5 protein-coding genes are annotated in these 16067 nt (G+C 38.9%); all 5 read left to right on the top strand.

All coding sequences use genetic code 11. From position 1 onward, the window contains the following. Positions 1–67: 67 nt before the first annotated feature. Entirely contained in the window at positions 68–4792 is a 4725-nt protein-coding gene (locus ACFIK4_RS05725; protein WP_375675406.1) for a YadA-like family protein, read from the top strand. Positions 4793–5779: 987 nt separating this feature from the next. Then, complete coding sequence (locus tag ACFIK4_RS05720; protein ID WP_375611461.1) at positions 5780–6082, top strand: hypothetical protein; 303 nt, start codon at positions 5780–5782, stop codon at positions 6080–6082. 426 nt (positions 6083–6508) lie between these two features. Continuing rightward, entirely contained in the window at positions 6509–9157 is a 2649-nt protein-coding gene (locus ACFIK4_RS05715) for a hypothetical protein (protein WP_404977426.1), read from the top strand. After that, the gene (locus ACFIK4_RS05710; protein WP_404977425.1) at positions 9135–10553 is read left to right on the top strand and encodes a Vomp family autotransporter; all 1419 of its coding nucleotides are present in this window, start codon (positions 9135–9137) and stop codon (positions 10551–10553) included. The genes ACFIK4_RS05715 and ACFIK4_RS05710 overlap by 23 nt, the downstream gene beginning before the upstream one ends. Before the next feature lie 828 nt (positions 10554–11381). Further along, on the top strand, positions 11382–16067 hold a 4686-nt coding region (locus tag ACFIK4_RS05705), incomplete at its 3' end, for a hypothetical protein (RefSeq protein ID WP_375675403.1).

Raw genomic sequence — 16067 nt, 5'->3', positions numbered from 1 at the left:
AGACCTAATAGCGTTTAAATGTGTCTTTTTTGTGTTTATAGTTATTTCTTTCATTGGGGAGTTCATTATGAAAAAATTATATACAAAATTAGCAGGGAGCAATTTAAAATTTTCTCGTTTTCCTTTTATTAAAGTCCTATCCTTGACTTCAATAGCGGCACTTTTAGCCAGTATTTCCCCTGTTTTTTCGAATGATTTGGATTCTTCTAGTTCATCACAGGAAAATTATTTAACAGCGCTGAATGTTGCTTTGACATCCAAGGTAAGTGCTGCTGATGACTATGAAAATTTTTTAACCAAAACTCTTACTGGTGTAAGTGATTATAGTCCTATAGTGAATGTTTTGGCAGAAACCAGCGATTCGATACGTTCAATTGATATGAATGCTGGAAGTAAAAAAATAACAAGAGCAGCTTTAACTCCAGGGGTTGTAAAGGGAGATCAGATAACTAGCAGTCAGGATTTGGGTAATCCTCTTATTTATGGTGAACGAGCTCAGGGAGAAGCGCATGATGCTATTGTTTTCGGGCAGGTAGCGCAGACGAAGGCTGACCAAGGGATTGCTATCGGCTTAACTGCTTTAGCTGGTAGTAGTAGAAATACTAAAAATAGCATTGCAATCGGCTCTTCTCTAACCGATAGTTCTGATGAAAAAGAGAGAACAGTTTCATTTGGTGATTATAGTAAGGGTATAACCAGACAAATTACAGGCGTAGCAGCTGGTTCTAATGTTACCGATGCAGTGAACCTTAGACAGTTGCAGGACTTAGAACAAGTTGTAAGACAAAACGGTTGGAAATTCTCTGTTGGAGATAAAAATGCTACCACTGTTCTTATGAATAGCGCGGTAGATTTTTCCGCTAGAAGTAGCAACCTAAATATTACAAAGGGCGAAGATGACAATAAAGTAAAATTTGATCTGGCGCAAGACATTGCACTGGAGAGCGTAAAGACAGGTACAAATACCTTCGATGCCACGGGCTTAGTAATTACTGATGGTCCGAAAATAACCACCGGTGGTATTGATGCTGGAAATAAAAAGGTAATGGGCGTTACATCTGGTGATCTTAGTGCAGATTCACAAGAGGTGGTAAATAGTAGTCAGTTGAATGTTGTAGCTACCCATATAGCTGGATATTTAGGCGGTGGTGTTAAATTTACGAATGGTCAATGGGATAATCCAGAGTTCAAAATTAAAACTTTAAATCCTGAGACGAATGAGATGGAAGAAGAAAGTTTTCCAAATGTAGCCAAAGCCTTTGAAGGTGTGGGTAAGTCTTATGTAAATCTTCACAATGAGATTAAAAAAGCTACCGATGATAGTGTCTTTAAATGGCATGCCGAAACGGAGAGCATTACAATTGCTGCTAGTGAGGGAAAAGGTGGGCAAGAAAGTATTGCTATAGGTAAGCTTTCAAGTGCAACTGCCAACAATGGTATTGCATTAGGTGGTTCTGCAAATGTATCTGGTGAAAATAGTATTGCATTAGGTGGTTTTGCAAATGCATCTGGTGAAAATAGTATTGCATTAGGTGGACTTTCAGCTGCAACAGCTAAAAATAGTATGGCATTAGGTTCAAATGTACAAGTACTTCCTGAGGGTGGTGTTGCTGTGGGTTATAAATCTGTTTCTCGTAACTCAGTGTCCGCAGTTGGCTATGATCCTTCCATAGGGAGCCAGTCAACGGATGATGGTGTGATATGGAAGAGCACTCAAGGAGCTTTTAGTGTTGGTGATACTCCGAATAAGATAACACGACAGCTTACAGGTGTGGCAGCGGGTTATGCAGACACTGATGCCGTCAACATTGCACAGCTGAAAAAATTAAGAGAATTTGTAGCACAAGGGTGGACACTTTCTCTTAATGATAAGGCTGTTTCAAACTTTCAGCCGGGTGATATATTAAATTTGGTTTCTGGAAGCAAAAACTTTGAGATTAAAAATAGTGATACAACAGACAATAAAGACAAAAAAATAACATTTGATTTGGCACAAGATGTCACATTGAACAGTGTAAAATTAAAAGACATCACTTTAGATAAAACGGGCTTAACTATTGAAAATGGTCCCAAAGTAATAGCGGATGGTATTGATGCTGCAGGTAAAAAAATAACAGGTCTTGCAGGTGGAGATCTTAGCACAAATTCGACAGATGCCGTTAATGGTGGTCAGCTTCATACAATTACTGGGGATTTATCAAAAATTTTAGGTGGAGATGTATCCTTTGATGGAAAAAACTTTAAAGTACCAGGGTATAAATTATCGAATATTGATGAAAAAGGTGTTGTAACAGATAAACCGCATACCGATGTTGGTTCTGCCTTTAAAGGACTTGATGACAATATCAAGAATGTGAATGCTCGCATTAAGGAAGTCTCAGAAGGAGTTGCACAAGATTCTTTATCTTGGAGCGATGCTGACAAAGCTTTTGTTGCCCAGCATGGGGAAGGTGATGACAGAAAGGCAAGTAAAATCACATCGCTTGCTGTAGGAGATATTACGAAAGAATCGATGGATGCTGTAAATGGTTCTCAACTTTATTCACTGGGCGATAAGGTTGCAAAATATTTTTCTGATGACGCTGAATATAAGGATGGGGAATTGAAAGTTCCTGATTTTAAGCTCAAAATTATCAATGATGATGGCACTGAAGCTGAATCAAGCTATAAGAATGTATCAGATGCATTTTCAGGTGTGGGTAAACTTTTCACAAAGGTTCAAACTGCGATCAGCGATGTAATCAGTAATTTGCTTGTTACGAAAAATGAAGATGTTATCAACATTGGTAAAGGAGTAGAAGGTAGTGAAATCAATATCGCAAACAAGGGTGGTAAGGATCGAACTCTTTCTGGTGTAAAGGCAGCAGAAAAAGCCAATGAAGCTGTGAACAAAGAACAATTTGATAAAGGTTTGAAGGATCTTTCTGATACCCTTCTGTCGGATAGTTCTTCTGTTGTTCTTTACGATAAAACAACAGATAATCAAACTGATTATACAAATGTAACTTTTGGGAAAGGGAAGGATGCTACACCTGTTGCGCTCCATAATGTAGCCGCCGGATCGATTGCGGAAAACTCAACGGATGTTATCAATGGAGGACAAGTTCACATTCTTTCAATGGATATAGCAAAATTGTTGGGTGGAGATGCTGAATTTAAGGATGGTGCTTTTAAAGGGCCAACTTATAATTTATCTAGTATTGATAAAGGTGGTGAAGTAACAGATAAACCGCATACCGATGTTGGTTCTGCCTTTAAAGGGCTTGATGAGAATATCAAGAATGTGAACGCTCGCATTAAGGAGGTCTCAGAGGGAGTTGCACAAGATTCTTTATCTTGGAGCGATGGTGACAAAGCTTTTGTCGCTCTGCATGGGAAAGGTGAAGACAGAAAAGCAAGCAAGATCACATCACTTGCGGCTGGCTCTATAGTATCAGGCTCGAGTGATGCGGTTAATGGTGGACAGATTTATGATCTGAATCAGTCGCTAGCAAAGTATTTTGGTGGTGATGCTAAGTATGATGGTGATGGCTGGGTCCTTCCAGGTTTCAAGATAATGACTTTCCAAGAAGATGGAAGCTTTGTAGAGGAGGATTATGATAGCATTGCAGCCGCGTTTGCCGGTGTAAATAAGGTTTTCAAGAATCTTCATAATGAGATTTCAGACAACATTGAGCAAAATGCGTTGTTGTGGAGTGATGATGCAGGTGCGTTTGTAGCACAGCATGAGGAAGAAGGTAAAAAGGAAAACAGCAAGATCACGTTCCTTGCGAAAGGAAAGATATCAGAAGATTCGACTGATGCGATTAATGGTGGTCAGATTTATACTCTTCAACAGACATTTGCCTCATATTTTGGTGGAGGAGCTGGTTATGATAAGGAAGGAAACTGGCAAGGACCAAAATTCACCGTTCAGGTCTTTAATAAGGATGGTACGAAAGGTGATAAAGAGGAGCGTAATAATGTCTCTGAAGCATTTGATGTTGTTAATGACAGCATGAGCACTATCAACGATCGTATAAAAGAAGTTGAAAAAGGTACCTCTTCGAATAGTCTGAATTGGAATGAAGAAAAAGGAAGCTATGATGCATCTCATGTTGATGCTCAGGGTGTTAAGAGTCCAAGTAAGATTATCAATGTAGAGGATGGCAAGGTAGACAGAGATTCAAAAGAAGCTGTGAATGGAGGACAGCTTTGGGAAACTCAGCAAATGATTACAGATCAGGTCAAGGATATTGAAAATAAAGTTACGGAGGGATCTGTACAATACGATAAAGATAAAAAAACGGGCAAAAAGACCAATAAAGTTAGCTTAGTTGGTGGAGATGAAAGTTCTCCAGTATTAATAGCCAATGTAGCCGATGGAAAGATTGAAAAGGATTCGAAAGAAGCGATTAATGGCGGTCAATTAAAAGATAAGATGGATTTTGTGCTTGAAAATGCCAATAAGTATACGGATGAGCAAGTTTCTCATCTTGTAAAAGATGGAGTTAGTGAGGCTAATTCGTATACGGATATGAAGTTTTCGACATTAAGTTATGCTGTTGAGGATGTTCGAAAAGAGGCAAGACAAGCAGCAGCTGTTGGTTTAGCAGTAGCTGGTTTACGCTATAGTGATATTCCTGGAAAATTAACAATCGCATTTGGTAGTGGTTTATGGCGTAGTCAATCTGCTTTTGCTTTTGGTGCAGGTTATACTTCAGAGAACGGTGATATTGGTTCCAACTTGTCAATTACCACTTCTGGAGGTCACTGGGGTATAAGTACAGGGGTTAATGTGATACTCAACTAATAAACGACTAAATCCATAAAATTGATTTGCCTTTTTCTTAATTGAAGAAAAGGGCAAATTTTTTACTTTCTTCCAGAGTTCTCTAAAGCTATTCTAAATGTATAAAACACCCGTAATTATATAAAATCCGAATATAAAAAGCCTATGACAACTTTTTTTGAGAATAAAAGACCTTAATGGTAAAGATTTAAAAAATTGATTGCTATTATTTTGATTTATTAAAATGCTTCAAGAAATGTAAATACGAATATACCCTTTATTAAAAGAAGACAGTTTTAGCTTTTATTTTCGTATAGTTTTAAACGTATGCTTTATAATGCAACGATCTACAGATATGCAACGTACTCCAAACACAAGTATTGCTTTAGGGTAGTGGAGCGCAAACGGAAAAAGAATGAAGCGTTTCTGTAGGCAATATGGCTTACGCTTTAGAGAAAAGCAGTATCGCAATAGGTAGTGAATATAATAAGAAGAGCGAACACGGGGAAAATGATTATACTCTTTCGAAGAGTGATTATTCAACAGTAGTAGCAGCTGTTTCTAAAGCTTTAGAATATGGTTCGATTGCTCTTGGTCATCCGTACATAAGCATTTGCTCAAGAAGCTATTTCTATGGGCTTCTATTCAAAAGCAAAAGGGGTTGGAAGTATCGCTTTAGGTTCCTATTCTAAAGTGATGGTTGATGGGGGGCTATCGGGAACAGCTCTGTGTCTGGTAGGACTGCTGGCGTTTTTGGGGATACGTCTGTTCTGCAAGGACTGGCTAAAAACACCTAATCTCAATGGAAAAGTACGAAAGTTTCAGTAAATATTGGTGTTCCTAGTAAGAACATAACGCGACAAATTATAGGCGTAGCAGCTGATAGCAAATCTGCCGATGCGGTGAACCTGAGACAGTTGCAAGATTTAGAAGAAGTCGTAAGAAAAAAAGAGTGGAAACAGTCTATTTCTGGTGAGGCAGCTAAAGATATGGGTGCTAGATAGTACAATGAATTTTTCATCGGGAGGAAGTAACTTCAGGGTTAAAAGAGATAAGGACGATGAAAATAAGCTCATATTTGGTTTGGCTAATGATATAGCATTGAAAAGCATAACATTAGGAGAGAAAAGAAAAGTCGATGCAACAGGCTTAGTAATTACTGATGTCCCGCAAATAACCACCGGTAATATTAATGCGGCAAGTAAAAAAGTAACAAATGTTGCAGAAGGAACTAGCAATACTGATGCAGTGAATTTTTCACAACTGAAGGGAATAAAAGAACAAGTAGCAGTGAGTATTTTTGTAAAATAGGATACAGCAACGAGACACATTACCATGAGTAAGGATATAGATGGGGCATTTTAGTAAAAAGCTTTCATAAATCCTCTAATGAAATAAAAGAGCTTATTCACGAAAAATAAACTGATGCCTAAGCGGATGATCAATAGGCACAAAAATTATACCTTTTTCAAAGAGATCAAAGCTAAAAACGACACACAACCTTTGATAGAAAAATGAAATCCATTCTAATATTAAGTATTTTTTTACTTTCCTCAAATTGACTTTCACGAACCTACCCCTAATTACCCTCTAAAGGCGTTGCAGAAACAACAGCTTACGTCTTAATTTTATTTATGTCCTAAAACACGCTGTAAAAGCAGGAACACGCAAGGGAAATAAGAAAGCTCTGGAACACACCTTTTTTGTGTTTTTAATCTATTGTTATGAGGGGGTATTATGAAAAAATATTCAACACCAAATTTGATTAAAGCTGTTTCATTGGGAACAGTTATAGCGGCGCTCTTGTCGAGTGTTTCTCCTGTGGTTGCTGCAAATCTTGCGATAACAAGTGATAAAGTTCAAAGTACAAGTGGTCCTAGCGTGTCTTATCAATACGCTAGCCATGGCAGTATTGTATTAGCTGGCGATAAGGATTACTGTGGTGTGTTTAATGTTGTTGATCGTGGTGGAAGCAATCAAGGTACTAATAACCAAATCACTGCAGAGGAACTATATGAAAGAGTTTCTATGAATAAAGAGATTAATGGCAAGCGTCCTTTTAACTGGGCGAAGGTTCAGCTTAATTGGGTTGATGATGGTCTGACCGGTAAGGGGGGATATATGGGAAAAGCAACCGGTGGTCTTTCAAATGTTCTGCCTGAAGCTTATGGTGTGTATTCTTTTGCAACTGGGTGTGGATCTTCCGCAACGGGGCATTATTCAACAGCATTTGGAGCGGCTGCAACTGCAAAGTTTGGGGGATCACAAGCTTTTGGTATTGCTGCACTTGCAGGTGGACAAGCAAGTATTGCTATAGGGGTTGCGTCTGAAGCAGTAGCAAGCAATACGATTGCTATTGGTGGGCGTGCAAAAGCAAAAGGCGTTGATAGTATTGCATTCGGTAACAAATCACTTGCAGGTGGACAAAAAGCAATTGCTATAGGTTATGGTGCTCAAGCTCAAACAGATCTTTCGATAGCGATTGGTTCAGATGCAAGAGCGACTGAGCATAAGGGTGTTGCTCTTGGGAGCGAGTCTGTGGCTGATGTTGCTGCTGGCGCTATCGGGTATAATTCTTTAACTAAAGGCCCTTCAGATTCTGACGACATGATATGGGCGAGTACGCTAGGTGCAGTGAGTGTTGGTGATGCTAAATCAAAAAAAACGCGCCAGATTGTAGGAGTGGCAGCTGGTAGTGGCGACACTGATGCCGTTAATGTTGCACAGTTAAAATCATTACAAAAATACGTAGACCAAGGTTGGACACTATCTGTTGGAGGTAAAAATGCTAAAGCTGTTGGTGTACAAGATACTGTAGATTTGTCGGCTGCAAGTGACAACCTTAAGATTACAAAAGGTGGGGAAAACAATAATGTAACATTTGATCTAGCTAATAATATTACAGTGGAACGAGTTACCGCTGGGAGAAGCTCTATCAGTGATGATGGCATTTTGTTTGCTGATGGGGCTAAAATAACTGTGGATGGTATTGATGCTGGCAATAAGCAGATTACAGGAGTGGCAGCTGGGGAAGAACCTGATGATGCAGTGAATTTTGCGCAGTTGGAGCAGGTTAATCGGGACGTTGCAAGTGTAAGTCAAAATACATCACAATATTTTGGTGGTGGTGCAGATGTATCTAATGGTAAAGCACCAACTTACACAATTCAGGGTAATTCTCATAATGATGTTGGTTCTGCTTTTAATGCTGTTGATACTTCTATCACGAATATCCAAAATCAGATTGCGAATGCGACAAAAAATAGTCTCGTTAAGCAGGAAGGAGATGCAGGTACTATTACCATTGGTGTGACAACGGGGGGTACAGAAATTAATGTTGCAAACAAATCTGGTGAAGCTCGTACAATTTCTGGTGTAAAAGCTGCAGAGCGAAATGATGAAGCTGTTAACAAAGCCCAGCTTGATAAAAGTATAGAGAAGATTTCTAATGATATTAATCTTACAAGTGCTGCTGCAGTTCTTTATGATAAAGAAAACGGTACCGTTAATTATGGTAGCGTAACTTTAGGTGGGATGGATAACCAAGTCCCTGTTGCTCTCCATAATGTTAAAGATGGCACAATTGCGCAAGGATCGCATGATGCGATCAATGGGAACCAAATTAATAAAATATCTGGAGATATAGCAAATTATTTTGGTGGTGGTGCCTCGTTCGAAAATGGTGCTTTTAAAGGACCAAACTATAGTTTATCTGTTATTGTTGAAGATGGTCAGGTGGCAAAAGCCAATTATCATGATGTTGGCTCAGCTTTGAGTGGTCTCGATGCAAATGTGAAGAGTGTGAATAGTCATCTCACGAATGTGGTCAATAATTTTACACAACAAATCAATGATATTACACAAGAAGTCAAAGGGGATGCTTTGTTGTGGAGCAATGATGAGCAGGCATTTGTAGCACAGCATGGAGAGGAAAAAACCAATAGCAAAATTAAGTTTCTTGCTAATGGAGATATTTCTGCTAATTCAACCGATGCAGTAAATGGTTCGCAGCTCTTTGCTACTAATCAGAATGTTATCACTGTTACGAATAATCTCTCAACAATTTCTCAAAATACATCACAATATTTTGGTGGTGGTGCAGATGTATCTAATGGTAAAGCACCAACTTACACAATTCAGGGTAATTCTCATAATGATGTTGGTTCTGCTTTTAATGCTGTTGATACTTCTATCACGAATATCCAAAATCAGATTACGAATGCGACAAAAAATAGTCTCGTTAAGCAGGAAGGAGATGCAGGTACTATTACCATTGGTGTGACAACGGGGGGTACAGAAATTAATGTTGCAAACAAATCTGGTGAAGCTCGTACAATTTCTGGTGTAAAAGCTGCAGAGCGAAATGNTCGAAAATGGTGCTTTTAAAGGACCAAACTATAGTTTATCTGTTATTGTTGAAGATGGTCAGGTGGCAAAAGCCAATTATCATGATGTTGGCTCAGCTTTGAGTGGTCTCGATGCAAATGTGAAGAGTGTGAATAGTCATCTCACGAATGTGGTCAATAATTTTACACAACAAATCAATGATATTACACAAGAAGTCAAAGGGGACGCCTTGTTGTGGAACGGTGATGAGCAGGCATTTGTAGCACAGCATGGAGCAGACAAAGAAAATAGCAAAATTAAGTTTCTTGCCAATGGAGATATTTCTGCTAATTCAACCGATGCTATAAATGGTTCGCAACTTTATTTGATGAGTAATCAGCTTGCTGCATATTTTGGTGGTGGCGCTGGCTATAATAATGGAGAATGGACTGCTCCTACTTTCAAGATAGCACAATTCAAGGCTGACGGGAGCTCTGGTGAAAAGAAGGATTATCATAACGTTGCCAGTGCTTTTGACGGCGTAAGTGAGAGTATGTCTAAGATAAACGACCGTATTCAAAGTGTTGAAAACAATGTCTCGTCCAATGGTTTAAATTGGAATGAGCAGAAAAAAGCTTATGACGCTAGCCATGATGGTCAACCAAGTAAGATTATCAATGTAGCAGATGGTAAAATTGCAGAAGGTTCAAAAGATGCAGTCAATGGTGGACAGCTTTGGGAAACCAACGAACGTATCACTGGCGTTGAAAAAGATATTAAGCATATTGAAAACAGAGTCGACAATATTTCCACTACGGTTACGAATATTGGTGAAACGGTTTTCAATATTGAAGACAGAGTTGATAATATTGAGAACACGGTTAATAATCTTTCTGATGGTGCAGTTAACTATGATAAAGATGCTGATGGTAAAAAAACCAATAAGATCACTCTAAAAGGTGGCAACGAAAGTGAACCTGTTATGATTGATAATGTTGCCAATGGTCGCATTGAACAAGGTTCGAAAGAAGCTGTGAATGGTGGTCAACTACATGATTACACTCAGCAACAGATGAAAATTGTTCTCGATGATGCAAAAAAATATACGGATAGTCGGGTGGATAATATTGTTATTAATGCCATTGATGATGCTGTTGATCGGTCTGACCGATATACAGATATGAAGTTTAATATTTTAAGTTATGATATTAAGAGCGTACGCAAAGAGGCAAGGCAAGCAGCCGCCGTTGGTCTAGCAGTATCCAACCTACGTTACTTTGACGAGCCGGGATCTTTGAGTGTCTCATTTGGTAGCGGCACATGGCGTGGACAGTCCGCATTTGCTCTTGGTGCTGGTTATACATCTGAAAACGGAAAAATCCGCTCTAATCTCTCTGCCACGAGTGCTGGTGGTCATTGGGGCATAGGTGGTGCAATTACTCTGAAAATAAAATAATACGAACAACGAAAAGAAAACAAAACATCCACCCTTATTAATTGAAATAAGGGTGATTTTTTTTACAGACGCACAGTATTTACCTAGAGATAAGCATAATATTTGATGAGGCTATAGACTGTGAGGTTTTATAGAAGATTTTTCTATATTTTGTTGAAAAAAGATCACAGTAGAATCCATATTGCTAAAAAGTTATATTTTTATGTTGCTATTTTCTTGAACAGTCTATAGTGATGCGGAAATGTATATTAGTAAGACTCATTTTGATAAAATAACTTTCAAAGGGGAGGATAAGTAATGTGTAAAGATAAAAGGTACATCACGAGACCGCGCATATATCATTATATGATATATTAAAAAGAAAAAATCCAACTAAAAAGCCAGTTATCCAAGGAAAACTATATTCTGGACATATTACAATTTCTTTTTACTTTAGTTATTATTAATAAAACCATGTTTTCTAATAAAAATAAAGTCTATAATTAGGAAAATACATACTAAAACCTAGTACAAAGGATTTTATAGTAACCACTACCAAGTAAAAAGTAATATTAAATATACAAGGCCTCTTTTTTAGTTAGGAAAAAACAGCACACTAAAACCCTTAGACTCTAAATGTGTTATCTTTATGTCCACAAAACATAATCAAAAAGACAAGCATTTAGATCTCAATACAGAGAGCACAAACAGAACAAGACTAAAGACTCAAAATGTTCACACTCTAAGCAATGATCCTCTACTCTGAATTCCAAAGATATCGATAATGCTAAAATGTGTCTTTTTTATGTTTTGGAGGTGTTTCTAAGTTTTTTCATTGGAGAGTTTATTATGAAAAAATTATATGCCCCACAAGCAGCGAGTGAATTAAAACGTTCTCGTTTTTCTTTTGTTAAAGTTCTTTCGTTGGCTATAGCGGCTACATTCTTATCGAATGTTACGCCTGTTTTTTCAGCAAATCCTGATTTTAGAAACACATTTCTTGAAGGTGTAAAAAGTGCCGGTGTGTCTTATCCACAAAGCCTTCTCTCTGTTGCTGGTTTGAATGCTTCTCCTGTTTCAAAAAACAATTATTTAACAGCACTCAATAAAGCCGGATTAGAAAAGATTAATGCTTCTGATGACTATGCAAATTTTTTAACTAGAACCCTTACTAGTGTAGGTGATGATAATTCTATTGCGAATACTTTAAAAATCGATGACAATAAGTTATCAAAAAACACATTAAGTCCAGAAGACCAAAATAAGAAATTTGTTGTCGATCCACAGTTTTTTATGGACAGTAGCTCTGTAACTCGATCTTTCACTCAAAGTGGACAGGATACAGTGACTATTGATGCATCTGATTTCTCGCGAAAAGATCCTATAGCCAGAATGACACGTAGTGGAGAAGTACAGCGTGATGTATCGGGAAGTAATGTCATTTTTGGTGAAGGCGTTAATGCGAAAACCGTGGACAGTGTTGTTATTGGTTCTAAAGCGAAGGCGGTATTAGCTGAAAGAGACCAAACGTTAGCGGCATCTGTTATCATAGGTTCTAACTCGGAGATCCATAGAGGTGGATCGGTTGCTGTTGGTGCAGATATAGTGGCACTAAATAATGATGCGGTTGCTGTTGGTCGTTTTATACGGGTAGAGGCGGACAGCAGTACAGCTTTAGGCTTTAAAACGCAAGTGAAGGTAGTAGGGGGTGTTGCTATAGGAAGTGATTCTGTAGCCAATAGGGCTGCTGGTGAGTTTGGTTATACTTCTGTGCTGCAGGGACCTGCAACAAGCTCCCAGACACAATGGAAAAGTACGCGGGGTGCAGTGAGTGTTGGTGATCGTAGTAATGGTATAACCAGACAAATTACAGGCGTAGCAGCTGGTTCTGAGCCTGCCGATGCAGTGAATGTTAGACAGTTAAGAGACTTAGAAGATGTTGTAAGAAAAACCGGTTGGAAACTATCAGTTGGAGATAAAAATGCTACAGCTGTTCTTATGGATAGCGGAGTAGATTTTTCTGCTGGAAGTAGCAACCTAAATATTACAAAGGGCGATAAGGACAATAAGCTAAAATTTGATCTTGCTAAAGATATTACGTTGAGTAGTGCAAAAGTAGCAGGAAATACCTTAGATGCAACGGGCTTAGTGATTTCTGGTGGACCGAAAATAACAACGAGTGGTATTGACGCTGGTAGTAAGAAGATAACAGGCATTCAAAATGGTGCACTCACAGCAGAATCGACCGAAGCGGTCAATGGTTCCCAACTTTTGGCAACAAATACTGAAATTAATGAAGTAAGAGACAGTATTCTTGTTAAGCAAGTAGCAGAGATGGCTTTGACGCGCAGTCTCCGTGATGGAGGAACGGGCCTTATCACTATTGGTAAGGGAACTGGTGGTACCGAAATCAGTATTCTAAATAAGGATAATGGAGGGCGGAAACTTTCCGGTCTACTTGGCGGGACAATCAATGAAAATTCAGACGAAGCTGTAAGTGGTTCTCAGCTTCATACCCTAGGGAGCAGTGTTGCATCTTATTTCGGTGGTGGTGCTAAATATGAAAGTGGTGCATGGACAGCCCCTACATTCAAGCTTAAAACCTTCACAGCTGATGGTAAAGAAGGTGCTTCAAAAGACTATCCCGATGTAGGCTCTGCTTTTGCAGGAATTGATACGAACTTCATAAATGTAAACAAACATCTGAATACTGTTGTTAATAATTTTAATGACAAATTAAACGATATTAATAAAGAATTTCAAGGCGATGCCTTATTGTGGAGCAAAACTGATAAAGCCTTTAGTGCTATGCACGTAGAGGGGGAAGACAGAAGATCAGGTAAAATTAAATATCTTGGAGGTGGAGATTTAACACAAAACTCAGAAGAAGCCGTGAATGGTGGACAGCTGTATACACTGGGTACCCATTTAGCTAATTATCTTGGTGGTGGTGCTGACTTTGGAAATGGAAACTCAGAAGGTCCTACTTTTAAGGTTAAAACTTTTCGGGATGATGGCACAGAAGATAAACAAAGCTACAGGAATGTAGCGGATGCGTTTGAGGGTGTTAATACGGCTCTCACGACTGTTCAGAATAAATTGACTGAACAGGTTAATAATGTGATTACCAAAGTGGAAAGCGAGAGCTTTGTTCAGCAAGACAAAACAACGCATCGTCTCACTATTGGTGCAAAAGTAGGTGGCGCAGAAATCAATATTGCAAATGAAAGCGGTGCGGATCGGATAATTTCTGGTGTTGGGGAAGCAAAGAACAATAATGACGCTGTTAACAAAAGCCAGCTTGATAAAGGTTTGAAGGATCTTTCTACCAGCCTTCAATCAGATGACTCGGCTGTTGTTCATTACGATAAAACAGGTGATGAAACTGATTATACGAGTGTGACTTTAGGCAAAGGTAAGGATAAGGCAGCTGTTGGTCTTCATAATGTTGCCGATGGTCAGATTGCCAAGGGTTCACATGATGCAATCACGGGTGGACAGATTAATAAAATAGGTGAGGATGTAGCTAAGTTTTTAGGTGGAGAAGCGTCCTTTAAAGATGGAGCTCTTACACAGCCAACGTATAAATTATCTTACATTGCTAAAGATGGAGTTGTAACAGAGAGTGACTTTCAAGGTGTTGGAACCGCTTTTTCAGGTCTTGATACAAATATCAAGAATGTGAATGCACGGATTAAAGAGGTTTCTGAAGGAGTAGCACAGGATTCTTTGTTATGGAGCAAGGAAGCCGATGCCTTTGTAGCGCGTCATGAAAAGAGTAAAGAAGAAAAAGGCAAAGCTGTCAGGACACAAGAAAACAGTAGAATTACGTTTCTAGCAAATGGTGAGATTAGCGCTAAATCAACAGATGCCGTAACGGGTAGTCAGCTTTATTCGCTGAACGAACAACTTGCAACCTATTTTGGTGGTGGTGCTGGATATGATAAAGAGGGCAAATGGAAAGCACCGGATTTCAAGATCAAGCAGTTTGGTGAGGATGGTACTTCTTTTGACAAGAACTATACGAATGTAGCGGATGCACTTGCCGGTGTTGGAAGTTCTATCACGAATGTTCAGAATAAATTGACTGAACAGGTTAATAATGTGATTACCAAAGTGGAAAACGAGAGCTTTGTTCAGCAAGACAAAACAACGCATCGTCTCACTATTGGTGCAAAAGTAGGTGGCGCAGAAATCAATATTGCAAATGAAAGCGGTGGGGATCGGATAATTTCTGGTGTTGGTGAAGCAAAGAACAATAATGACGCTGTTAACAAAAGCCAGCTTGATAGCAATATCAAGAATGTCAATGATAATGTAACAAATAAGTTTAGCGAACTTACTAAAAACATAACGAATATTACTCAGCAAGTTAAAGGTGATGCTTTATTATGGAACGATAAAGCTAATGCCTTTGTAGCACGTCATGAGAAGAAGCAAGAAGAAAAAGGCAAAGCTGTCAGGACACAAGAAAACAGTAGAATTACGTTCCTTGCAAATGGTGAGATTAGCGCTAATTCAACGGATGCTATCACGGGTGGTCAGCTTTATTCGCTGAACGAACAACTTGCAACCTATTTTGGTGGAGGTGCTGGCTATGATGAGCAAGGACAATGGACTGCTCCAAGTTTTAAGGTTAAGACAGTTAAGGATGATGGTAAATCTGAAGAGATAGACTATGGCAATGTGGCGGATGCTTTGGCTGGAGTTGGTAATTCTTTCATAAATATTAGAAATGAGATTAGCAAAGAAATTAATAATGAGATTACCAATGTGAAAGGTGATAGCCTTGTTAAGAAAGATCAAGCAACCAATCTTATCACTATTGGTAAAGAAGTAGAAGGCAGTGAAATCAACATAGCCAACAAGACTGGTACGGATCGGACACTTTCAGGTGTTGGTGAAGCAACAAAGGATAATGAAGCTGTTAACAAAGGTCAGCTTGATAAAGGTTTGAAGGATCTTTCTACCAGCCTTCAGTCAGATGACTCGGCTGTTGTTCATTACGATAAAAAAGAGGGTGAGAATGGCGGCATTGATTACACGAGTGTGACTTTAGGCAAAGGTAAGGATAAGGCAGCTGTTGGTCTTCATAATGTTGCCGATGGTCAGATTGCCAAGGGTTCACGTGATGCAATCACGGGTGGTCAGATTAATAAAATCGGTGAGGATGTAGCTAAGTTTTTAGGTGGAGAAGCATCCTTTAAAGATGGAGCTCTTACACAGCCAACGTATAAATTATCTTACATTGCTAAAGATGGAGTTGTAACAGAGAGTGCCTTTCAAGGTGTTGGAACCGCTTTTGCAGGTCTTGATGAGAATATCAAGAATGTGAATGCAAGGATTAAAGAGGTTTCTGAAGGAGTAGCACAGGATTCTTTGTTATGGAGCAAGGAAGCCGATGCCTTTGTAGCGCGTCATGAAAAGAGTAAAGAAGAAAAAGGCAGAGCTGTAAGGACACAAGAAAACAGTAGAATTACGTTCCTTGCAAATGGTGAGATTAGCGCTAAATCAACAGATGCTGTAACGGGTAGT

Source organism: Bartonella sp. AP9QHHD, assembly GCF_042195625.1.
Classification (GTDB): domain Bacteria; phylum Pseudomonadota; class Alphaproteobacteria; order Rhizobiales; family Rhizobiaceae; genus Bartonella.
The sequence above is the reverse complement of the archived record's forward strand: the minus strand, read 5'-3'. Positions and strand labels throughout refer to the sequence as shown.